The sequence below is a fragment of the Actinomycetes bacterium genome, assembly GCA_036000965.1.
GTDB lineage: Bacteria > Actinomycetota > CALGFH01 > CALGFH01 > CALGFH01 > DASYUT01.
In genome coordinates this window covers 20,362-42,012 of record DASYUT010000265.1, presented here as the reverse complement: position 1 = coordinate 42,012, position 21,651 = coordinate 20,362, and the positions used below count along the sequence as shown (strand labels likewise).

General features: G+C 74.6%; 16 protein-coding genes and 1 pseudogene. 8 read left to right on the top strand and 9 right to left on the bottom strand.

Features of this window, described 5'->3' with window-relative positions; translation table 11 throughout:
• Nucleotides 1–41 precede the first annotated feature (41 nt).
• Entirely contained in the window at nucleotides 42–1,016 is a 975-nt protein-coding gene (locus VG276_23210) for an AIR synthase related protein (protein ID HEV8652218.1), read from the top strand.
• A gap of 43 nt (nucleotides 1,017–1,059) precedes the next feature.
• Here VG276_23210 and VG276_23205 read toward each other — a convergent pair whose 3' ends face one another.
• The 4 genes from VG276_23205 to VG276_23190 all read right to left on the bottom strand — a co-directional run bounded on the left by VG276_23205 (nucleotide 1,060) and on the right by VG276_23190 (nucleotide 4,364).
• Complete coding sequence (locus tag VG276_23205; protein HEV8652217.1) at nucleotides 1,060–1,587, bottom strand: MSMEG_0567/Sll0786 family nitrogen starvation N-acetyltransferase; 528 nt, start codon at nucleotides 1,585–1,587, stop codon at nucleotides 1,060–1,062.
• Nucleotides 1,541–2,716: an MSMEG_0568 family radical SAM protein gene (locus tag VG276_23200; GenBank protein ID HEV8652216.1), complete on the bottom strand. Its 1,176-nt coding sequence runs from the start codon at nucleotides 2,714–2,716 to the stop codon at nucleotides 1,541–1,543. The genes VG276_23205 and VG276_23200 overlap by 47 nt, the downstream gene beginning before the upstream one ends.
• Entirely contained in the window at nucleotides 2,700–3,560 is an 861-nt protein-coding gene (locus VG276_23195; protein HEV8652215.1) for an amidohydrolase family protein, read from the bottom strand. The genes VG276_23200 and VG276_23195 overlap by 17 nt, the downstream gene beginning before the upstream one ends.
• A 135-nt stretch (nucleotides 3,561–3,695) precedes the next feature.
• Nucleotides 3,696–4,364, bottom strand: a complete 669-nt coding sequence (locus tag VG276_23190) for a hypothetical protein (protein HEV8652214.1) — start codon at nucleotides 4,362–4,364, stop codon at nucleotides 3,696–3,698.
• 148 nt (nucleotides 4,365–4,512) lie between these two features.
• On the opposite strand from VG276_23190, the gene VG276_23185 reads away from it, so the two are divergent.
• The 3 genes from VG276_23185 (at nucleotide 4,513) to VG276_23175 (ending at nucleotide 7,573) form a co-directional block, all read left to right on the top strand.
• Entirely contained in the window at nucleotides 4,513–4,653 is a 141-nt protein-coding gene (locus VG276_23185) for a hypothetical protein (protein HEV8652213.1), read from the top strand.
• Nucleotides 4,650–6,212 carry a protein FdrA gene (locus VG276_23180; GenBank protein ID HEV8652212.1) on the top strand — a complete coding sequence of 521 codons (1,563 nt, stop codon included), beginning with the start codon at nucleotides 4,650–4,652 and terminating at the stop codon, nucleotides 6,210–6,212. Before VG276_23185 ends, VG276_23180 begins: the two co-directional genes overlap by 4 nt.
• A 125-nt stretch (nucleotides 6,213–6,337) precedes the next feature.
• Nucleotides 6,338–7,573 carry an MSMEG_0565 family glycosyltransferase gene (locus tag VG276_23175; GenBank protein HEV8652211.1) on the top strand — a complete coding sequence of 412 codons (1,236 nt, stop codon included), beginning with the start codon at nucleotides 6,338–6,340 and terminating at the stop codon, nucleotides 7,571–7,573.
• Between the two features lie 1,348 nt (nucleotides 7,574–8,921).
• Here VG276_23175 and VG276_23170 read toward each other — a convergent pair.
• Nucleotides 8,922–9,941: pseudogene (locus tag VG276_23170) on the bottom strand (adenylate/guanylate cyclase domain-containing protein).
• Between the two features lie 166 nt (nucleotides 9,942–10,107).
• Nucleotides 10,108–11,094, bottom strand: coding sequence for a cyclic nucleotide-binding domain-containing protein (locus VG276_23165; GenBank protein HEV8652210.1), 987 nt, complete (start codon nucleotides 11,092–11,094; stop codon nucleotides 10,108–10,110).
• Nucleotides 11,095–11,491: 397 nt separating this feature from the next.
• Between VG276_23165 and VG276_23160 the strand changes: the two genes are divergently transcribed.
• Both VG276_23160 and VG276_23155 read left to right on the top strand, forming a co-directional pair.
• On the top strand, nucleotides 11,492–13,333 hold the full coding sequence (locus VG276_23160; GenBank protein HEV8652209.1) for an ABC transporter ATP-binding protein: 1,842 nt from the start codon (nucleotides 11,492–11,494) through the stop codon (nucleotides 13,331–13,333).
• Nucleotides 13,334–13,676: 343 nt separating this feature from the next.
• Complete coding sequence (locus VG276_23155) at nucleotides 13,677–14,609, top strand: serine/threonine-protein kinase (protein HEV8652208.1); 933 nt, start codon at nucleotides 13,677–13,679, stop codon at nucleotides 14,607–14,609.
• Between the two features lie 226 nt (nucleotides 14,610–14,835).
• On the opposite strand, the gene VG276_23150 is transcribed toward VG276_23155, so the two are convergent.
• On the bottom strand, nucleotides 14,836–15,837 hold the full coding sequence (locus VG276_23150; GenBank protein ID HEV8652207.1) for a lysylphosphatidylglycerol synthase transmembrane domain-containing protein: 1,002 nt from the start codon (nucleotides 15,835–15,837) through the stop codon (nucleotides 14,836–14,838).
• A 305-nt stretch (nucleotides 15,838–16,142) separates the two neighbouring features.
• Between VG276_23150 and VG276_23145 the strand changes: the two genes are divergently transcribed.
• On the top strand, nucleotides 16,143–17,564 hold the full coding sequence (locus VG276_23145; protein ID HEV8652206.1) for an MFS transporter: 1,422 nt from the start codon (nucleotides 16,143–16,145) through the stop codon (nucleotides 17,562–17,564).
• On the opposite strand, the gene VG276_23140 is transcribed toward VG276_23145, so the two are convergent.
• Complete coding sequence (locus tag VG276_23140; GenBank protein HEV8652205.1) at nucleotides 17,533–18,300, bottom strand: 3-hydroxybutyrate dehydrogenase; 768 nt, start codon at nucleotides 18,298–18,300, stop codon at nucleotides 17,533–17,535. The two genes, VG276_23145 and VG276_23140, sit on opposite strands and share 32 nt — an antisense overlap.
• 136 nt (nucleotides 18,301–18,436) lie before the next feature.
• Complete coding sequence (locus VG276_23135) at nucleotides 18,437–19,948, bottom strand: acyl-CoA synthetase (GenBank protein ID HEV8652204.1); 1,512 nt, start codon at nucleotides 19,946–19,948, stop codon at nucleotides 18,437–18,439.
• A 259-nt stretch (nucleotides 19,949–20,207) separates the two neighbouring features.
• On the opposite strand from VG276_23135, the gene VG276_23130 reads away from it, so the two are divergent.
• Nucleotides 20,208–21,638: a glutamine synthetase family protein gene (locus VG276_23130; GenBank protein HEV8652203.1), complete on the top strand. Its 1,431-nt coding sequence runs from the start codon at nucleotides 20,208–20,210 to the stop codon at nucleotides 21,636–21,638.
• Nucleotides 21,639–21,651: the final 13 nt, after the last annotated feature.

Sequence of the window (21,651 nt, the reverse complement as noted above, 5' to 3'; positions counted from 1 at the left end):
CTTCCTCAAGAGGCGTGCGCGCACGCCGGGGAGGAGCAGGGATGGGAGCGGCGGCGCTGCTCGAGGAGGTCGTGAACGGGGTCCGCGCGCACGCCGGCCTGCGCGGCAAGTCCCCGCTGGGGCTGGTGACCGAGGTGCTCGGGCCCACGGACTGGCGCAGCGGGCCGGGTGACGACGGGGCCGTCGTCAGCGACGGAGCCTGCTCGCTGGTGGTCGGAGGCGAGGCGCTCCTGACCCGCTTCGTGGAGGCCGACCCGTTCGCCGCCGGCGTCGCCGCGGTGCTCACCAACGTGAACGACCTGGCCGCCATGGGGGCCTGGCCGCTGGCGATCGTGGACACCGTGGTCGCCTCCGAGCCGCTCGCCCGGCGCGCCCTGGAGGGCATGCGGCACGCGTCCGAGCTGTACCGGGTGCCCGTGGTGGGGGGCCACCTCACGATCCGGGACGGCCCGCCGGGGATCTCGGCGTTCGGCCTCGGCCGGGCGGCACGCGTGCTGTCGGTGCGCGCGGCCGCCCCCGGCCAGACCCTGCTGGTCGCCTGCTGCCTGGACGGGACGATGCGGGAGGACTTCCCGTTCTTCGCGTCGCTGCCGCAGCGCGGCGCCGCCGTCGCCGACGACGTCCGCCTGCTGCCCCGCGTGGCCGAGTCGGGTGCCTGCGTGGCGGCCAAGGACGTCAGCATGGCGGGGCTGCTCGGCTCGCTTGCGATGCTGCTCGAGTACGGCAGGCTGGGCGCCACCGTCGACCTGGACGCCCTGCCCCGCCCGGCCGGGGTGTCCCTGGCCCGCTGGCTCGTCGCCTTCCCAGCCTTCGCGTTCCTGCTCTGCGCGCCGCCCGGCAAGGTGGACGCCTGCCGGGCGCCGTTCCTCGACCGTGGCCTCGCCTGCGAGCCGGTCGCCGTCCTGGACGGCTCGGGGGCGCTGCGGGCTCGCCTCGGCGGGGCGGAGGCACTCGTCCTGGACCTGCACCGCGAGACGGTGACGGGCCTCGGAACCCGGGCCCGGGTGCCGCGCTGACCGGGCCGCCTCCCGCTCAGGTGCGGGCCGGGCCGCCTCCAGCTCAGGTGCGGGGCGGTCGCAGGCCGATGCGCATGCGCTGGTGCGGCCGGCCGCAGTAGTCGGCCGGCTCGCCGAGCCGGTGCCAGCCGAGCTGCTCGAAGAAGGCGACGTTGCGGAGCTGCACGTGGGCGAGCATCTCCCGGCCACCCCGCTCGCCGGCCGTGCGCACCGCGAACCGCACCAGCGGCGCCCCGAGGCCGTGCTTGCGGAGCGCGGGCAGCACGGCCAGGCGGTCGCCCTTCCAGCGCCCCGGCTCGTCCAGCGGGTACAGGCGCACGGCGCCGGCGGCCACGGGGCCGCACAGCCCGAGTACGTGCAGCGTGCCCGGGTCGTCGTCGTGGGCGTCCCGGTCGGTCACGGCGAACAGGCCTTGCTCGTTGACGAAGACCTCCGCCCGGATGCGCAGGTGCAGCTCGCGCTCGGCGGTCGTGGCGACCAGGCGGCAGCCGACCGTCGCGTCCGCGCCGACGGCCGCCTCGAGGTCAGCGCACGTCGAGAATGGGGAGATGGGTGCGCTGGTCGCTGGCAAGGTCCCGCTCCAGGATGGAGATGGCCGAGCACGCCTGGCAACGGGCGCAGCCGGCGCGGACGTCCCACGACGCCACCCCCCGGGCCACCAGGTAGGGGGCCACCTGGCGGTACACGGCGTCCATGTCGTCGGCGGTGGGGGGCCGGCAGTGCTCCATGAGGCTGCCTGGCACGGGCCGGAGCGGCACGACGAACGGGTAGACGCCCATGTCGATGGCCCGCCGGCAGCCCTCGACGGTCACCCCGGGGTCCTCGCCCATGCCGAGGATCACGTAGGTCGAGACCTGGCCTGCGCCGAACACCTCGACCGCCCGCTCCCAGGCCCGGAAGTACCCGTCGATGCCGGTGCGGGCCTTGGCCGGCGCGATCCGGGCCAGCACCTGCGGGTCGAACGACTCCACGTGCATGCCGACCGAGTCCAGGCCCGCTTCGTGGACCTCGTCCAGGACGCCGAGGTCGGCGGGCGGCTCGAACTGCCCCTCGACGGGCAGCCCGCTCGCCTGCTTGACCGCGTGAGCACAGCGGCCCAGGTACCGCGCGCCCCGGTCGGGGCCGTGGGTGCTGCCGGTCGTGAGGGTCACGTCGACCACGCCGTCGAGCGCCTTGGCGGCCACGGCGACCTCGGCGAGCTGCTCCGGGCGCTTCACCGCGATCGTCCGACCGGCCTCGAGCGACAGCTCGATGCCGCAGAAGTGGCACTGGTCGTCGGTGCCCCAGTAGGCGCAGGTCTGCAGCACGGTGCTGGCCAGCGAGTCGAGGTGGAGCAGTGCGATCTTCCAGTACGGGATGCCGTCGGCGGTGCTGAGGTCGTAGAAGCGGGGCCGCTCGAGCGGGTCGGCGGAGGCGACCCGCTGCCCGCGGCGGTAGATCCCCCAGCCCTGGTCCTCCCGGCGCAGCACGAACGGGGAGCCGGCGACGTAGTCGGCACTCACGGGGACGGTCACCGGGATGCCCTCGACCCAGATCATCCCGGCGTCGGAGGGCCCGGCGCCGCCCCGCCGGGCCTCCACCGGCTGCTCGATCCGCAAGCCCTCGCTCTGCAGCTCGGTGATCACGCGGCCGAGCTCCGGCGTCACCACGGGCCTCGCGCGCTCCAGGCGGTCCGGCCGGGCGTCACCACCGGTGCCCATACAGGTCCTCGAAGTTCTGGTGGAAGACCCGCTCCTTCAGCTCCGAGCTGGCGCGGGCGCCGGCGATCTTCCAGTACTCGCCCCAGAAGTCGCTCCACGGCTCGTCGGAGGCGAAGATCACCCGGTCGTGCCCGACGTCGCGGCGCTCGATCTCGCTGAGCAGCCAGCGGGGGCCGAAGCCGATGCACCACGTGGTGTCGGTGTAGACCTTGTACCCCTCCTCGACCCAGTCCAGGAACCGCGGCACCAGCCGGATGTGCCCGCTGACGCCGCCGCCGAAGTGGACGAGGTAGAGCTTCACCCGCCTGCCGTACCGCTCGACCAGCGGGATGAAGTTGCTGATGTCCGAGGCGCCGCCGGGGCTGGTGTGGAAGTGGAACACCAGGTCGTGCTCTTCGGCGGCGGCGAAGCAGGCCTCGGCCAGCGCGGCCGTCTCCTCGTCCCAGGTCTCCGGGTTCGGGTTGCCGCCGAGCAGGAAGGTCGTCTTGAGGGCGACGACGCGCGCCTCGCCGGCGTGCTTCAGCGCCTCGAGGGTCCGCTCCCTGTTCTGCGGCAGGAACGAGACCCAGAGCGCACCGCAGAGCCGGTCAGAGGCCTGCACCGAGTCGAGCACGAGCGGGTTCAGGGAGAACGGCTGCTCCTGCTGGGGGATCCCGTAGTTGGAGATCACCAGTGCCCGCTCGACGCCGAGACGGTCCAGGTGGGCCATGTAGTCCCCGGTGGTGGCGAACTCGTAGACCGTGGGCTTGACCGGCTCCTTCAGGTCGTAGAAGCGCCACGCCGCCATCTCTCCGATGTGGCTATGGCCGTCGATCACTCGCCGGGGGACTCGCTCGCTGGCCATGTGCCCACCTCTCACTTGACCGGCCCGGGCCGATCACTTTTGGAAGAGTGGCATCTACTAAAGGAAATCTTCCACGGTGCGGAAGGTGTGTCAAGGGTTGGTGCGGAGGGTGTCGGGGGCTTGGTGCGGAGGGTGTCAAGGGTTCTGCCGGCGCCCGCGCAGCTCCTCGGCCAGCCGCCGCCAGGGCTCCGGCTGGCCGAACGTCTCGGACCGCGCCCAGGGGGCCGCGTCGGTCAGCCAGTCGCCGGTGTGGGGGTCGAGCTGCACCGCCTCGACCCCGTACAGCGGCCCGGCCGTGGCCGGGTCCTGCTGGACGAACATGTGCAGGCCGGCGCCGTCCCGGAGGCGCATCTCGAGTCGGCGGTAGGGCACCGCCGGTGCGTGGGCGAGCGTGCCGCTCTCGTGCAGGAGCACCCACTCGTCGCCCCGCTCCCTGGCCGCCCGGACCCGCTCCATGGCCTGCTCCCGGGCGACCTCGCCAAGGACCTCGCGGTAGCGCAGGCTGAACGCGGCGTCGGTCGCGAGCCCGAAGTCCAGGCCCTCGACGGCCAGGTCCTGTCGCTGGATCACGACGGCCACGAGCTCGGCGGCGCCCGCGTACGCCGCCAGCAGCGCCGCCGGGGTGGTGAGCGGCCGCAGCTCGTCGGCCACGGCCCGCACGAGCTGGATGCTGCGCTCGTAGAGGTCGGGCCGGGTCATGACGACCGGGTAGAGCTGCTCCTCGGCAGCACGCCAGCGGCGCACGACCTCGTCCGGGACCTCGCCCTGGGGGCTCGCAGGGTCGGGAGGCATGGCAGGGATCATCGCGCCTCCAGCAGCGGCGTGGAACCGTTGTGCCAGCTTCCTTGCGTGAACTATCCTAAACGCTGCGTTCGCTATCGTCGATCAAGAGGCCGGGCCTGGTCGCCACGGACCGTGCGCGCCTCCATGCGGGAACGAGGACGTGCCCAGCATGAAGCAGACCGTCGTCCTGGCCTTGGGCGGCAACGCCCTGACCCGCGCCGATCAAGCTGGCACGTTCGAGGAGCAGCAGGCCAACGCGATGACCGCGGACGAGGCCGAGGGCCACCTGCGGGACGGGCAGTTCGCGTGACGGTCGCGCGCACCCGTGTCCACCCGGCCACCTACCTCGACTCGGTCCGGCTGATGGCCGGCTCCCGGGCGATGCTCGAGACGCCGGGGGTGGCGTGGGCGGGGGCGCTGATGGGCACCCCGGCGAATCTCCAGATGCTCGAGTCGGAGGGCTTCGGGTCCGGGGAGCTGCCCACGGTCGGTGCCAACGACCTCGTGCTAGCTGTGCGGGCGGCCTCCGCCGAGGCCGCCGGGGCGGCGCTGGCAACCGCCGAGCGGGCGCTCCTCGGCGAGCCCGGGCGCGAGCCCCAGGCGGGACGCGGGTGCCAGGCGGGACGCGAGCCGCGGCCGAGGACGCTCGACGAGGGGCTCGCCCTGCTCCCGGGGGCCAACACGGCGGTCGTCTCCGTGCCCGGCCCCTACGCGGTGCTCGAGGCTCACAAGGCGCTGTCGGCCGGGCTGCACGTCCTGCTGTTCAGCGACAACGTGCCGGTGGAGCAGGAGGCGGCGCTCAAGGCCCGGGCCCAGGCGGCCGGGCGCCTGGTGATGGGCCCGGGCGCTGGCACGGCCATGCTGGGCGGGATCGGGCTGGGGTTTGCCAACGCGGTCGCCCGGGGCCCGGTGGGGATCGTGGCTGCCGCGGGCACGGGAGCCCAGGAGGTCATGAGCCTGCTCGACCGGTGGGGCGCAGGCGTCTCCCACGTGATCGGCGTCGGCGGCCGCGACCTCTCCCGCCAGGTCGGTGGGCGCATGGCCCGCCTCGCCATCGAGGCCCTCGAGCGCGACGAGGCCACCGAGGCGATCCTGCTGGTGTCCAAGCCGCCCGACGAGGACGTGGCCGCGGCCGTGCTCGACACGGCCGGCACCAAGCCGCTGGTGGCCGTCCTGATCGGGCTCGACGCGCCGATCCCGGAGCGGCGGGGGGTGACGGCGGCCGCCACCGCCGAGCGGGGCGTGCTCGACGTCCTCGCCAAGCTCGGCAGGTCGTGCCCCGACCCCGGGGCCGGGCTCGCGGAGGCGGCCGGGCGTGCCTGCGCGCGGCTCGCGCCGGGCCGGCGTGCGGTGCGGGGCGTGTTCTCCGGCGGCACCCTCTGCTACGAGGCGATGGTGGTGCTGTCGGCCCGGCTCGGGCCCGTCCACTCCAACACGCCGCTGCGGCCGGCCTGGGGCCTCCCGGCCCCGCCGGCCGGCCACATCTGCCTCGACGTCGGCGAGGAGGAGTTCACCAGGGGCCGCCCACACCCGATGCTCGACCCCGGCGCGCGCACCGAGCCCATCCTCCGAGAGGGGCGCGACCCGTCCACGGCAGTGGTGCTCGTCGACGTGGTCCTCGGTCACGGCGTCCATCCCGATCCGGCCGGCGTGCTGGCCCCGGCCTGCGCCGAGGTGATGGCCCAGCGCGGCGGGCCGCAGGTGGTCGCCTACGTCCTCGGCACCGACCGCGACCCGCAGGGCCGCTGGGAGCAGTGCCGGAAGCTGCTGGACGCCGGCTGCATCGTGGTGCCGACGGCGGCCCGCGGCGCGGTCGTGGCCGCCGCCGTCGCCGCCCGTCGCCCCGAGACCGCGGGCGGGGCCCCGTGACGCCGGCGGGCGGGGCCCCGTGACGCCGGCGGGCGGGGTCCCGTGACGCCGGCGGGCGGGGTCCCGTGACGCCGGCGGGCGGGCCCCGTGACGCCGGCGGGCGGGTTCCCGTGAGGCCAGCGGGGGTGGCCCCCGTTACGTCGGCGGGCGGGCCGGGGCCCGGTCGGGAGCAGGAGGAGCGCCCGGTCAGCGCCGACGTCGTCCTGGTGACGTACTCGACCAGGCCCCGGGGCGGTGTGGTGCACACGCTGCAGCTGGCCGAGGCGCTCCACCGGCTCGGCATGCCCGTGCGCGTCGTGGCGCTCGGCGACCCGGAGGCCGGCTTCTTCCGGCCCACGACGGTCCAGCACACCATCATCCCCACGCCGCCGCCAGCACCCGACCTCGAGGAGCGGGTGTTCCGGTCGGTCGACGTCCTCGCCGAAGGGCTGGCCGCCCTGCAGCCCGCCTCCCGCATCCTCCACGCCCAGGACTGCATCTCGGCCCGGGCCGCCGCGCGCGTCCGCGACCTCGGCGCGCCGGTGCTGGTGGTGCGGACCGTCCACCACGTCGACGACTTCACCACGCAGGCGCTGGTCGAGTGCCAGCGCCGGGCCATCCTCGAGCCCGACCACGTCCTCGTGGTGAGCCACTGGTGGCGGCGGGTGCTCGAGGAGGAGTACGGCGTGGCGGCCGAGGTCGTGCGCAACGGGGTCGACGCCGAGCGCTTCGCCCGGGTGCCGGCCTTCGACCCAGGTCCGTTCCGCGCCAGGGTGGGCGCGGAGGGCCGCTTCCTCTTCCTCACCGTCGGCGGCATCGAGCCACGCAAAGGCGCCGCCGAGCTCATCGAGGCAATGGCCGCGCTGCGGCGCACCCTGCAGCCCTCGCCCGTGCTCGCGGTCGTCGGCGGCCACTCGTTCCAGGACTACGCCGCCTACCGCGACCGCGTCCTGACCCGGGCTCGGGCGTCAGGACTCGAGCTGGGCCGGGACGTCGTCCTGCTCGGCACGGTCCCGGACCAGGAGCTTCCCTGCTGGTACCAGGCAGCCGACGCGTTCGTGTTCCCCTCCCTCAAGGAGGGTTGGGGCCTGGTGGTGCTCGAAGCGATGGCCGCGCGTCTCCCCGTGATCGCCACCGACATTCCCGTGTTCCGCGAATACCTGGTCGGCGGGAGGGACGCGCTCCTGGTGGCCCCGGGCGACGTCGCCGCACTGGCGGACGCGATGCGCACGACGGCGACCGACAGCGAGCTGCGGGCGCGACTCGGTGCGGCGGGGCGGCGGGTGGCGACCCGGTTCCGTTGGGAGGACTCGGCCTGCCAGCACGAGGCCGTCTACGCACGGCTCGCCGACCGGTGGGCAGCCTGGCAGTTCGCCTGCTGACCGCCATGGCCCAGGCTCGCTCGAGATACCGCTCGGCCTCCTGGTAGCGGCCCTGGGCTTCGAGCGCGTGGGCGAGCATGGCGGCCACGGCCGGCAGGTAGGCGCGGTCGCTGGCCGAGTCCAGGATCTCGTAGCCACGGCGCAGCTCCCGCTCGGCACCGCGGGCGTCGCCGGCCAGCATCTCCACGTAGGCGGCCATCTGCGCGCTCCCGCCGAGCACCAGCTTGCGCCCGATCTCCTGGATGATCGCCCGGTGGCGGGCCATGAGCTCCCTGGCCGCGTCGAAGTCGCCGCTCATCGCCCGCAGGCCGGCAAGCCCCTTCAACGCGGCGGCCTCGACGTCCCGGCGGCCCCGGGCCTCTGCCAGGATGGCCTCGGTGCGACGGATGCCGTCAGGCACGGGCCTGCGTCCCCATGCCCCGGCGACGGCGAGGTGGCCGAGGCCGGACGCCTCCGCATTTTCGTCTCCGGCCCGCCGGGCGTGCTCGACGGCGCGCGCCGCCGCCGCCTCGCTGGCGGCGATGTGGAGGCGGGTCAGGTGCACCTCGGAGAGCAGCCGCCACGTCTTGGCGAGGCCGGCGTCGTCGCCGAGCCGCTCGAAGACCGGGATGAGCTGCTCCGCGCCACGCATGGTGTCCTCGAGCCAGCCTCCGCGCCCGGCGTAGTACCGCAGCCAGTACCGCCCCAGCTCGGCGTGGGCCTCGGCGCGGCGGTCACCGGTGGCGCGGGCGAGCTCGGTCGCCTGCGTGAGCGTCGCCTCCGCCAGGGACAACCTGCCGCTGTCGGTGAGCGCCCGGGCGAGGTTCGGAAGCAGCTCCAGGCGCCCCGCGTCGGTGTCCGGGAGCAGCGCGGCGGCGCGGCCGAGAAGGTTGGCCGCTGCCGGCATGTCCGCCCGTGCGAAGGCGTGGTTCCCGGCTGCGGCCAGCTGCCCGGCGGCCCGGGCGGCGACGGCTCGCGCCCCGGCGTCGGTCGGTCCCAGCTCGGAGCGGTAGCGGTAGGCCTGCTCGAGGTGGTGGCCGATGATCTCCTCGTACTCGCGCACCCGCTCGCCCACGGTTCGCTCCAGCCAGGCCGCGAAGCGCTCGTGCAGGTCGGCCCTGGCCTGCTTGGGCATGGCGCCGTAGGCGGCGTCGCGGACGAGCAGGTGGCGGAACCGGAACGCCTCCCCGCCGGACAGCCCGGACCGGGCCGAGCGCAGCAGCTCCTTCCTGATGAGCGAGAGCAGGTGGTCCGGGACGGCCGGTCGGACGTCCGACGGTGACAGCTCGACCACTGCCGCCCGCTCGAACACCTCGCCGACGACCGCGCCCCGCTCCAGCACCGCCCGCTCCCAGCCGTCGAGGTGGTCGAGGCGGGCCACCAGGGTCTTGCGGCTGGCCAGCACCTCGAGGAACCGCCGGACGGCCCAGCCCGTCTCCTCCGCCGGCAGCGGCGTCGCCTCCAGGCCGATGAGCCGGCCGATGCGGCCCGCGACCCGTGGCCCGTCGGGGGCGTCGGAGAGCAGCTCGGTCAGCTTGCCCTGGGCCTCGTCGGGCGAGTCGGCGCTCTTGACCTCGGCCGCCCCACGGACGACCTCGGCGATCGGCCAGAAGGTGTTGCCCTCGGCGTCGGGGGGGCAGTGCCCGACCAGGGCGGTGGCCTGCCTGCCGGCAGCGCCGACGGCCTCGGCGACCAGGCGCGACTTGCCCACCCCGGCGGCGCCCAGCACGGTGAGCAGGTGGCAGGTGGACTCCCTGGTGCTCCGTCGGCGGATCCAGTCGAAGAGCCGGAGCTCGTCGTCACGGCCGACCAGCGGGCTGTCCTGGCGGCGGAGGTGGCCAGGGACGTCGGGCGAGACGTCGATGAGCCGGTAGGCAGCGCCGGGGATGCCACTGCCGGCGAGCTGCTCGGGCGTCACCTCGACCACCACCACTGCGTCGCGGGCCAGGTGCCAGGTCCTCCGGTCCAGCAGGATCTCCCCAGGCCTGGCCGCCGCCTCGAGCCGGGTGGCCAGGTTGACCGTGTCGCCGATCACCAGCGCGCCGCCGAGGCGCGCGTCGCCGACCATCACCTCCCCGGTGCTGACCCCGATGCGGATCCTCAGACCGACACCCCAGTCCCGGGCGAGGGCGGCATTCAGCTCCGCAAGGTGGTCCTGCATGGCTGCGGCGGCCCGGACGGCCCGTAGTGCGTCGTCCTCGCGCACGATCGGGACGCCGAACACCGCGACGACCGCGTCCCCGACGAACTTCTGCACCACGCCGTGGTGCCACTCGACCAGCGTCCGCATCGCGTCGAAGTAGCGGGCCATGATCCGGCTGAGCGACTCGGTGTCGAGCCGCTCGCCGAGCGCGGTCGAGCCGGTGACGTCGCTGAAGACGACGGTCACCACCTTGCGGGCGCCGCGCCACCGCCCGCCGGCACCCAGCGGCGCACCGCAGTTGAGGCAGAACCGCGCCTGACCGGGGTTGACCTCTCCACAGTTCGCGCAGGTCACGCCCGCCCTCCACGGCTGTCGCTGGACGGAGGAGCACCAGGATAGGCTGTCACCGCGGTCAGGGCGCGTCCCCGCGGCGCCGCCGAGCGAGCTCGGTGAGCATCTCCCGGTTGACACGGTCGCCGTGCACGACCGCGACCCGGCACGGGGTCACGGCGCGCAGCGTCGCCGTGCGACGGCCCCCTTCGAGCAGCGCCATCTCGCCGAGGATCGCTCCAGGGCCGATCTCGACGACCGGCCGGCCGTCCTGCTCGAGCGACAGGATGCCGTCGAACAGCAGGAACAGCTCCTCGCCCGGTTCGCCCTGCTCGACCAGCGCCTCCCCGGGCGACAGCCGCCGAAACGGCGGGTCGGACCCGATGATGAGGCGGGAGAGCTCCCGTTCCAGGGCGCTCTCCACCGCGGTCACGATCACCGGCGACTCCTCGTCACCCCACGGGCTCTTGTCGCCGAACGACTCCCGGTACCAGGTCTCGAAGTCGATGAAGCCGGTCTTGGCCGCGAGCCGGCCGTCGTGGTCGTAGATCCAGTGGCGGGGGAACGGGCTCGCCCCCACCACCTCGAAGTCCGAGGACCCGTCCGCGTAGATGGTCAGGGCGAGGGTCGACCAGACGGTCGGCGCGGCGAGTTGCGCGAACGGCCTGCGGCGGACGCGGCGGGGCGCCGGCATGCCGGCCCGTCCACCGACCGTCTGGGTGAAGCGCACAGCGTCCTCCCGGACCTCGGGCTCGCCGCGCAGGTCGGGGAAGCTGACCCCGGGGAAGGTCACGCCCAGGCCGGCCACGCGCATGCTGGTGGACCCCATGTGCCCCTTGCCGACGTGCCCGCACCCGGTGACCTTGCCACCGTCCATCTCGACCCAGGCCCGCAGCTCGTTGGCGAACCGGACGGCGCTGGAGGCCAGCAGCGCCTGGAGGTCGGTGAGCCGGTCCGGGGGCGGCATGTCGTAGTGGGCGACACCCATCTCGAAAGGGACCTTGACCATCCCTTCGACAGCGCCCCACGGGATCCAGGAGACGGACACCACCGAGGATTCCATTCTCATGCCAGCAACTCCTCCGCCGAACGCCGGCCCCTGCCGCCACCGGCCTCCATGAAACACCGTTTTGGTCACGCTTGAGGAGGCCCGCTGAGGGCGGTCGCGAGGGCTCCCGGCCTCATCCGAACCGGGAGCCAGCTCCCAGGCGGTGGTCGTGCCCGGGAGAACCGGCCGCCGTGGTGGCGGGCCCTCAGGGTCAGGCTGGGAAGAACCGATGGCCGTGGTGGCGGGCCCTCAGGGTCGTGCCGGGAAGAACCGATGGCCTTGGTGACGAGCTCTCACGCTCAGGGTCTGGGTCGGTTCGGTGCGACCCCATCCCGCGGCCTTCGCCGGCCTGGCCGGGCTCGCCGGGTTGCACATCAGCGAGTGCCGGGCCGGGTGTCAGCTGCTGGAGGTGGTTCCGATGAGGGGCCCAGCGTCCCTGTGGTCGTACTTGATGGCGTACCGCGCATCGCTCGCGGTGGCGATCGGGCTGACCCTGGCCGAGATCCTGCTCGAACTGGCCAGGCCGTGGCCGCTGAAGCTTGCGATCGACAACGCGCTCGGGGACCATCCGCTCCCGGGCTGGCTGTCCCCTCTGTCCGGCCTGTCGCCTGCCGCGCTCAGCGGTGCCGCCGCCGGCGGCTCCGTGCTGCTGGTGGGAGTGTCTGGCCTGGTCGGCTACCTCATCAGGATCCTGACGGGGGCGGCGGCGGAGCGTGTCGGCGCCGACCTGCGCCAGGCTCTGATGGACCGGCTGCTGAGCCTCAGGCTCCGTTTCCACGACCGCAACCGCAGCGGCGAGCTGGTGACCCGGCTGGTCGGCGACGTGAACCGGGTCGAGGACTACCTGGTCGCGGGGTTCACGGTCGTGGTCCCGGAGGTGCTGCTGCTGCTCGGGATGCTGGTCGTGCTGCTGCGGGTCGACCCGGTCCTCGCCTTCGCCGCCCTGGTGGTCACCCCGCTGCTCGCTGGGCTCGCCGTCGTGCGCTGGCGCCGGGTTCGTGCGACCCAGCGGGCGGCCCGGACGGCGAGCGGGCGGCTGTCGGCCAGCGCCGCAGACCTTCTCCGCAACGTCCGGGTGGTGCAGGCGTTCGGCCAGGAGGCGCTGTCCCGTGACAGGTTCGCCGGGCACAACGTGGCGAGCACCGGGGCGGCGCTGCACGCGCTCAAGGTGGAGGCCCGGTTCTCCCCCCTGGCCGACCTCGCGCTCGCGTTCGGCAGCGGGGCGGTGCTGTGGCTTGGTGTGCAGCGCGTGCAGAGCGGCCGGATCACCCTCGGCACCCTGCTCGTGGTGCTGTCCTACCTGGCCAGCCTCTACGGCCCGATCCGGTCGTTGACCCGGATGTCGAGCACGGTGGCGCGCGGAGCCGCGAGCGGCGAGCGGCTGCTCGAGGTGCTGCGAAGCGACGAGGCCGTCGCCGAGCCGGCGCACCCGCTGCCGGTTCCACCGTTCCGCCGCGAGCTGCGGCTCGACCGGGTCTCCTTCGCCTACACGCCCGGGGTGCCGGTGCTGCAGCGGGTGTCGCTGACCGTCCGGACGGGCGAGACGGTCTGCGTCGTCGGGCCGTCCGGGAGTGGCAAGTCGACCCTGCTCGACGTCCTGCTCCGCCTCTACGAGCCGGACTCCGGCGCTGTCCTCGTCGACGGCGTCGACCTGTCGGCCTGCGCGCCGGCCGCGCTGCGGGCCCGGGTCGCCCTGGTCCCGCAGGAGCCGTGGCTGATGGACGGCACGGTGCGGGACAACATCGCCTTCGGACGTCCGGACGTGACCGACGAGGAACTGCTCGCCGTGGCGAAGGAGGCGCTGGTCGACGAGTTCGCGCGGCATCTGCGACACGGCTACGACACGCCGGTGGGGGAGGCGGGCGGCCTGCTCTCCGGCGGGCAGCGGCGCCGGATCGCGATCGCCCGGGCGGTGCTGCGCCGCGCCGACCTGCTCCTGCTTGACGAGCCGACCAGCGGGCTGGACGCCGCCGCCGAGGCGCTCGTCGTCGAGGCGCTCGCGCGCATCGCCCGTGGCCGGACCGTGCTGATGGTGTCGCACCGGCTGTCCCTCGCCGCGGCCGCCGACCGCGTCGTCGTCCTCGATCAGGGCCGGGTGGTCGAGCAGGGGCCGCCGGCCGAGCTGCTGGCCGAGGGCGGCGCGTACGCCCGCCTCTGGGCCCTCTGGCACCCCGTCCCGAGCGACGGGTCACATCCCGCAGGCCAACAGACCGGGAAGGAGGTGATTCGGTGTCGTCTGCCTTCCGGAGTGGCGGGGTGAAGGGCCTCGCCCAGGTGCACGCGGCTGGCTGCGGCTGGCGTACCAGCACGACCAGCAGGTCCTGCAGCAGCCGGTCGCAGTCCTGCGACTGACGGTCCAAACCGGGGCCGGCGGCCTCCCGTGTCGCCGGCCCCGGTCCTCCCGGAGGTGCACGGTGCACGTCCCTGACAACGATGACCCGAGCTCTCGGCGCTCCGCGGCGCCTGCTGAGCCTGCCGAACTCGGTCCGGGTGCTCGACTGACGACGATGACCCGAGATGACCCGAGGTCCCGGTGCTCCGCGGCCGTTGCGTCGGCGCCGCCGGACGCCCGCGTGGTGAGCGTCCCGGGGTCTCCAGCGGCGGTGGGCGCCACGGAGGAAGCCGAGCCGTGGGCGTTCGCCGAGGGCGAGGAGATCGAGCCCGGGCTGCACGCCTGGGCGCGCCTTGGCGACGGGCGACGCTGCGAGACGTGGCTGGCCTGGTCGGTCGCGCACTGGAGCCCGGTCACGGCAAAGCTGCCCAAGCCGGCATTCCTCGGCCACCCGCGGGCCGTTGCCTCGCTGCGGCGCGAGGCCGACCGCCTGGACGGGCTGGCCCACCCCGGTCTCCAGCGACCGCTGGCACGGCGGCTCGACGCCGCCCGCCCGCACCTGCTCTTCGAGTACGTCGAAGGCCCCACCCTGGGCGACCTCGTCGACGACGCGGGACCGCTCAGCCCGATCGACACGGTGCTTGTCGGAATGCAGATCGCCGGCGCGCTGCACTACCTGCACGGCTGTGGCCTGGCACACCTCGACCTGAAGCCCGGCAACGTGGTGCTGCGCGAGGGGCGTCCCGTCGTCATCGACCTCGAGCTGTGCCGGGAGCTCGGCCGCCCTGCCCCATACGGCCGCGCGCGCGGAACGGTCGACTACATGGCGCCGGAGCAGTGCCGCCGCGAGCCGACCGCGGCGAGCATGGACCTGTTCGCCCTCGGCGTCGTGCTGTACGAGGTGGTCACCGGCGAGCCGGCCTACGAGGCGGGGCGGGCCGAGGACGGCCATGTCCGGCCGGCGCAGCTGGCCGGACATGGCCGCCCGGCGCAGCTGGCCGCGCGGCGCCCGCGGGCGCGCGAGGTGCACAGCGGGGTGCCCGTGGAGCTGGACGTCCTGCTGTGGCGGCTGCTGGACCCCGACCCGACCCGGCGGCCGCCGACCGCGGCGGCGCTTCTCGGCGCGCTCGCCGCCCTGCTGCCTCCTGGTGACGAGGGAGTGTGGCCGGGCTGGGCGACCGCGCTGCTGCCGCCCAGAGGGTGAGGGCCTTTCCGCCCCGCTGCCGGACCCCCGAGACCGAGACGTGGACCGGGAGCGGCAGGCGAGTGAGGCCCTTCCCGCGCCGCTGCCGGACCCCCAGTGCGCCGCCTGAGGTGGCGACGGTGACGACCGCTGCCTTGCGTGGTGGCGGAGGACGGTGCCCGCATCGATGCCGTCCGCTGCGAGGGCAAGTCCCGGATCTGCAGCACCAAGCTGCAGGCTCTCAGCCTCAAACGGTGCCGCGGGCCCGCAGGGCGCGGAAGGCCAGCCAGCCCGGTAGCACGGGCAGCCAGAACGTCAGCAGCCGGAACGTCAGCACACCGGCGATCGCCGGCCCGGCGGGCGCGCCGACCGCGGTGAGCCCGGCCACCAGCGCGGCCTCCACCGCCCCCAGCCCACCCGGGGTTGGGCTGAGCGAGGCGACCGCCCAGCCGCCCAGGAAGACCACGGCCACCCTGGCCAGGGGGAGGTGGGCGCCGAACGCCTCCAGGCTGGCATACAGCGCGAGGATGTAGCAGGCGGTCACGCCGGCCGACCCGCCGAGCAGCCGGGTCGCCTTGCCCGGACGGCGAAGGGTCGCGCCCAGGCTGCGCACCCCCGTCCATGCCGGCCACAGCACCCGTGCCCGCACCGCCCGCGGCAGCACACGCCGGCGCAGGGCCGGCGACCAGACCACCACCACGCCGGCCAGGGTGAGCACCGTGACGACGGCGACGAGCACCGGCCAGCGGCTCGGCAGGCGGACCTCGCCGGTGCGGGCGTGGCCGGTCAGGATGGCCGCGGCCAGCAGGGCGGCGACGTGGATGAGCGCGCCGGCGGCGAGGTTCACCGCGACCGCGGCGGTGGCCTGGGCCCGGCTGAGCCCGGCGCGTTCCAGGTAGCGGGCGTTGAGGCCGGCGCCGCCGAGACCGGCGGGCGCCATCGGGTTGGCGAACGACGCGGCGAGCTGCACCGCGGTGGTGCGGCCGAGCGCCAGCTCCTGGCCGGCCGAGCCCACCAGGGCCAGGCCGGCGGCAGGGTAGCTCATCGCCGCCGCCGCCAGCGCGGCCACCAGCCAGGGCCAGCGCGCGTGCTCGAGCGCGTCGAGCGTCTGGCGCAGCTCCCCGACTTGGGGCAGCAGCAGGTGCACGGCGAACAGGCCGCCGAGCAGCAGCAGCACGGTAGCCGGCCGGATGCGGACCGGCGGCTCCGGCCGGGGGGCCTGGACGCCCGGGTGGCGCCGCGCCAGCATGCCGCTCCAGCGGCCCGCTGCCCGCCTCGCCCAGCTTCTTGACCGGTACGTGCCTCGACTCACCACATCGTCACTTTCCGCCCTCCGGCACCCTTTCATCACTACTCGACTGGCTTGCTCAGCGGGCGCGGTGTCGGCCGGGTCGGGGAGAATACCAGGAGGGGCATCGACCGCGGCACACGGGGAGGGCCGGCTGGTGCAGTCCCAGCAGGACGTCACCGGGGCATCCTCGGAGACCCGGTGACCCTGGCATGACCCGGCGACCGAGGGTTCCGCGCCCGGGCGGGCCGCCCCATACTGGGGTCATGACCCCGCCCGCCGGCACGCCCGAGGCGCGACCGCCCGGTAGCCAGACCAGGGCGGCGAGCTGGCGCTGGCGGGCCTTCCGGCGGCTGCTCGAGACCCAGGCCGCCCACGCCGCGGGCGACGTGCTGGTGGCCGTGGCCCTGGCCGACACGGTGTTCTTCTCGGTGCCGCTGGGGGAGGCCCGGGCCAAGGTCGCGCTGTACCTCGCCCTCACGATGGCGCCCTTCGCGGTGCTCTCGCCGCTGGTGGGGCCGTGGCTGGACCGCCGGGCCGGCTCCTACCGGGTCGCGATCGTGGCGGCCATGGCCGGCCGGGTCGTGCTCGCGGTCCTGCTGTCGAGCCGCGTCCAGCAGCTCGCGCTCTACCCGCTCGCCTTCGGCCTGCTCGTGCTGTCGCGCGTGCACGGCGTGAGCCGCTGCGCCCTGGTGCCGGAGGCGAGGCCCCCGGACCGCTCCCTGATGTGGGCCAACGGCCGGGTGGCGGTCATCTCGGTCGGCGCCGGCGCCGCCGCGTCCGGCCCCGCGCTCGCGCTGAACCACTGGGTGGGGACGGGCGCCACCCTGTGGACCGCCGCGGTGGTGTTCGCTGCCGGCGTGCTGGCCGCGACCGGGCTGCCGAACGGCGAGGGCGAGGGTGAGGCCAGGCCGCGGGAACGGATCCGGCGCTACCAGGAGCTGCTCACGCCCCGCCTGCTGGCCGGTGGCATCGCCATGGCCACGCTGCGCTCCGCGGTCGGCTTCGCCACCTTCCTGCTCGCCTTCCTGCTCCGGGCCGACGGCCAGGGCGGCAAGGGGCTCGCGATCACGGTGGCCGCCGCGGCGGCCGGAGGGTTCGCCGGCTCGGTGACCGCGCCGGCACTCCGGGCGGTGCTGCGGGAGCCGGTGCAGCTGCTCGCCTCGCTGGCCCTGACCGTGGTGGCCGCCGTGTGGGCGGCCTTCGGCTTCGGGCTGCTGCGCGCCGGCGTTGTCGCCGCCCTGGTCGGCTTCTCGGCGGGTGCCGGCCGGCTGGCGTTCGACAGCCTGGTGCAGCACGAGGCACCCGACCACGTGCGCGCCCGGACCTTTGCCCGCTACGAGACGATCTTCCAGCTCTGCTGGGTGGCGGCGGCGGCCGTGGCCACCGCCGTCCCGTTCGGCCCGGCCCCCGGGCTGTGGGCGCTCGCGTGGATCTGCCTCGGCGGCCTCGCCCTGTCGGCCTGGGGGCTGCTGCACTCGGCCGGGAGAGCCCCCGCCCCGCCCCGCCTGGCCCTCTCCGACCGCCTGCGGCCGCTGTCTGGTCGCCTGCGACCGGCCAGGGCGCCCCAGGCGCCCGGCCAGCGCCCGGGCCAGGGCGTCCCGAACCAGGGGGACGAGGCTGGTGCGGGCGAGGCTCCCGAGGCGGACCTGGGGGTCAGCGAGCGGTCCAGCCGCCGTCCATGGTGAGCGAGGCGCCGTTGACGAACGAGGCGGCCGGGGAGCACAGGAACGCCACCAGCTCGGCCACCTCCTCGGGCTCCAGCAGGCGCTTGATCGCCGGCTCGGTGAGCATGACCCGCTCCACCACCTCCTCCTCGTCCAGCCCGTGGATCCTGGCCTGATCCGCGATCTGGTTCTCGACCAGCGGCGTGCGCACGTATGCGGGGCAGATGCAGTTGGAGGTCACCCCGCGCGGCCCGCCCTCGAGCGCGACCACCTTGGAGAGCCCCTCGAGGCCGTGCTTGGCGGCCACGTAGGCGCTCTTGAACGGCGAGGCGCGCAGCCCGTGGACCGAGGAGATGTTCACGATCCGGCCCCACCCGCGCTCGTACATCCCGGGCAGGACCGCGCGGACCAGCCGGAACGGCGCTTCGAGCATGACCCGCAGCAGCAGCGAGAACCGCTCGGGCGGGAACTCCTCGACCGGGGCCACGTGCTGGAGCCCGGCGTTGTTGACCAGGACGTCGGCGGCCACGTCGAGGTCGAGCGGCCCGGCCAGGTCGACCACCAGGGCGTGGCCGCCCACCTCGCCTGCCACCCGCTCGGCGCCCGCCCGGTCCACGTCGAGCACGGTCACCTCGGCCCCGGCCGCGGCCAGCCGGCGCGCGCAGGCCTCTCCGATGCCGCTGGCCGCCCCTGTGACCAGCGCGGTGCGTCCTCGCAGGCCCACGGTTCCCGCCGCCGGCCCACCACCCTCGCTCATGCCGCCTCACCTCCGCCGTCGACTGTCTGGCAGCCATGCCCGCGCCGGGCCGCGGCCACGCGTGTACCTCGGCGGCGCCATCTTCGGGCTGCTGTTCTCGTTCCCATTGTTCTGGCTCATGAACACCAAGGTGTCCTCAACGTCCGAGCTCGTGCTTGAGCACCTTGCCGAGGGCGTTGCGGGGCAGCTTGTCGACGTAGCGGACGCTCCGCGGACGCTTGAACGAGGCCAGGCGGTCGGCGGTGAAGGCGAGCAGGTCGTCGGGCGCGGGCGGCTCGCCACTGGCCACGACGTAGGCGGTGACGACCTCGCCCCACTCCTCCGACGGCGTGCCCACGACCGCGACCTCGGCGACCGCCGGGTGCTCGAGCAGCAGCTCCTCGACCTCGCGCGGGTAGACGTTGTAGCCGCCGGTGATGATCAGCTCCTTGGTGCGCCCCTCGATGCGGAGGTACCCGCGCTCGTCGTAGCTGCCGAGGTCGCCGGTGTGGAACCAGCCGCTCGCGTCGATCGCCTCGGCGGTGGCATCCGGGTTGCGCCAGTAGCCGGCGAACACGTTCGGCCCCCGCAGCATCACCTCGCCCTCGTGGCCGCCGTCCAGCCGCAGCTCGACGCCTGGCAGGGGCAGCCCCACGGTGCCCGGCCGCCGCTCTCCCTCGTAGGGGTTGGAGACGTTCATGAGCGTCTCGGTCATCCCGTACCGCTCGAGAATGCACTGGCCGCCATGCTCGGCCAGCCGCTCGGACACCGTCGGTGGCAGGGGCGCCGAGCCCGAGACGCAGAGCCGCAGCCGGGCCAGCTCGCCGACCCGGGGGGAGGCGGCCAGCCGCGTGTACATCGTTGGCACGCCGAAGAACAGGGTGGGCGCGTGCTCCCGGGCGGCGTCGAGCATCCCGTGGGCCGTGAAGCGGGGCAGCAGCGCCGCGGACGCACCCGCGAGCAGGGTCCCGTGGAGCCCGACGCAGAGCCCGTGGACGTGGAACAGCGGGAGCGCCAGCAGCAGCCGGTCCTCCTCGGTCCAGCGCCAGGCCAGGCGGAGCGCCTCGGCGCCGGCCAGCAGGTTGGCGTGGCTGAGCACGGCCCCCTTGGGCGCGCCGGTGGTGCCCGAGGTGTAGCAGAGGAGCGCCGGTTCGCCCGGCCCGGCCGCGTCCAGGTCGGGGGGGTCCCCGGCTGGCAGGTCGACCTCCGGCGCGAGGGTCAGCAGGTCGCCGCCGGCGGCCCGGCGGGCCCAGGCGGCCCGCTCGCCGTCGTCCATGACGGCCGCGCGAGGCTCGGCGTCGCCGACGATGTGGGCGATCTCGCGCTCGGTGTAGGCGGTGTTGACCGGGACCGCGACGGCGCCGAGGCGGAGCAGGCCGACGTAGGCCTCGACCAGCGCGAGCGAGGGCCCGGCGCTGCACAGCACGCGGTCGCCGGGCCGCAGCCCGGCCCGGTGGAGCCGCCCGGCCACCAGCCGGCTGGCCTCCTGGAGCCCAGCCTGAGTCGTCCAGCCCCGGCCCGCGTCCCAGAGCGAGGGCCGGCCAGGCGCCGCCTCGGCCCGCCGCCGCCACGCGGCCGGCAGGCTCCCTTCGGCGAGCAGGTCGAGGCTGTCCGGGTCCACGCCCGGGGGCAGGTGGATCTCCCAGCCCTGCCCCTCTTCGCTGGTCATCGCGTGCCCCCTTGTTGGCGCCGGCCGTTCCCGCGCTGCGCACCGCGGCCTCCCGTATCCTCGGTCATCCCCGTGCGGGGCGATCTGGAACGGCCCGGACCGCGCGGGTGGTCGCCTGCTCGTCCTGCTTGCCCGCCTGAGCCTCGGCGCCGGCTCGTGGTTCGCGCAAGCCCCGAACCGGCCGCCGGCCGTTGACAGCGCGGCTGGCCAGCCAACAAGATCCGTTCCTACCTGGCGCGACCTGGAACGGGAGGAGACCGTGGGAGACGGGACCCGGGCGCAGGGGCGCCTGACCCTCGAGGAGCTGCGGGCCGAGGTCGATGCCGGCCGGATCGACACCGTCCTGATCGCCATCGCCGACATGCAGGGCCGGCTGCAGGGCAAGCGCCTGGCCGCCACCCACTTCCTCGACGAGGTGGTCGAGCACCACGCCGAGGGCTGCAACTACCTGCTCGCCGTCGACGTGGACATGAACACGGTTGCCGGCTACGAGATGAGCTCCTGGGACAAGGGGTACGGCGACTTCGTGTTCCGGCCCGACCTCACCACCCTGCGCCGCATCCCCTGGCACGAGGGGACCGCGCTGGTCATGTGCGACCTCGAGTGGGAGGACGGCAGCCCGGTGGTCGCCTCCCCGCGCCAGATCCTGCGCCGCCAGCTCGCCGAGCTGGCCGAACGAGGCTGGCAGGCCCTGGTCGGCACCGAGCTCGAGTTCATCGTGTTCCACGACAGCTACGAGGACGCCTGGCGCAAGGGCTACCGCAGCCTCGAGCCGGCCAACGCCTACAACGTCGACTACTCCCTGCTCGGAACGGCCCGCATCGAGCCGCTGCTGCGCCGCATCCGCAACTCGATGGCGGGCGCCGGCCTCACGGTCGAGTCGGCCAAGGGGGAGTGCAACTACGGCCAGCACGAGATCGCCTTCCGCTTCGCCGAGGCGCTGGCCACCGCCGACGGGCACGTCATCTACAAGAACGGGGCCAAGGAGATCGCCGCCCAGGACGGCTGCAGCCTCACGTTCATGTCCAAGTACAACGAGCGCGAGGGCAACTCCTGCCACATCCACCTGAGCGTCCGCAGCACCACGGACGAGCCGGTCATGGCCGCAGGGGAGGGTTCCGGGGAACCCGGGACGGGTGCGGGACCCGGGACGGGTGCCCCGGACGGTCGGGGTCACGGCATGTCCGAGCTGGGCGAGCAGTTCCTGGCCGGTCAGCTCGCCTGCCTGCGCGAGCTGACCCTGTTCCTGGCTCCCAACGTGAACTCCTACAAGCGGTTCGCCAAGGGCAGCTTCGCACCGACCGCGGTGGCCTGGGGCCGCGACAACCGCACCTGCGCGCTGCGGCTGGTCGGTCACGGCCCCTCGCTGCGGCTCGAGAACCGCGTGCCCGGCGGCGACGTCAACCCCTACCTCGCCATCAGCGCCATCGTCGCCGCCGGCCTCCACGGCATCGACAAGGGCATGTCGCTCGAGGACGAGTTCGTCGGCAACGCCTACGAGTCGGACAAGCCGACCGTGCCCGCGACCCTGCGCGAGGCGCGCGAGCTGTTCGCCCAGAGCGAGGTGGCCAGGCAGGCGTTCGGCCCCGAGGTGGTCGACCACTACTGCAACATGGCCCGGGTCGAGCTGGACGCGTTCGACACCGCGGTCACCGACTGGGAGCGCTACCGGGGCTTCGAGCGCCTGTGACCCCGACGGGCGC

Coding starts and splice junctions, on each gene's coding strand:
- VG276_23165 (HEV8652210.1), bottom strand. CDS start 11,094: ATGAGAATGGAATCCTCGGTGGTGTCCGTCTCCTGGATCCCGTGGGGC.
- VG276_23145 (HEV8652206.1), top strand. CDS start 16,143: ATGACCCCGCCCGCCGGCACGCCCGAGGCGCGACCGCCCGGTAGCCAG.
- VG276_23190 (HEV8652214.1), bottom strand. CDS start 4,364: ATGATCCCTGCCATGCCTCCCGACCCTGCGAGCCCCCAGGGCGAGGTC.
- VG276_23150 (HEV8652207.1), bottom strand. CDS start 15,837: ATGCTGGCGCGGCGCCACCCGGGCGTCCAGGCCCCCCGGCCGGAGCCG.
- VG276_23140 (HEV8652205.1), bottom strand. CDS start 18,300: ATGAGCGAGGGTGGTGGGCCGGCGGCGGGAACCGTGGGCCTGCGAGGA.
- VG276_23200 (HEV8652216.1), bottom strand. CDS start 2,716: ATGGGCACCGGTGGTGACGCCCGGCCGGACCGCCTGGAGCGCGCGAGG.
- VG276_23210 (HEV8652218.1), top strand. CDS start 42: ATGGGAGCGGCGGCGCTGCTCGAGGAGGTCGTGAACGGGGTCCGCGCG.
- VG276_23185 (HEV8652213.1), top strand. CDS start 4,513: ATGAAGCAGACCGTCGTCCTGGCCTTGGGCGGCAACGCCCTGACCCGC.
- VG276_23135 (HEV8652204.1), bottom strand. CDS start 19,948: ATGACCAGCGAAGAGGGGCAGGGCTGGGAGATCCACCTGCCCCCGGGC.
- VG276_23195 (HEV8652215.1), bottom strand. CDS start 3,560: ATGGCCAGCGAGCGAGTCCCCCGGCGAGTGATCGACGGCCATAGCCAC.
- VG276_23160 (HEV8652209.1), top strand. CDS start 11,492: ATGAGGGGCCCAGCGTCCCTGTGGTCGTACTTGATGGCGTACCGCGCA.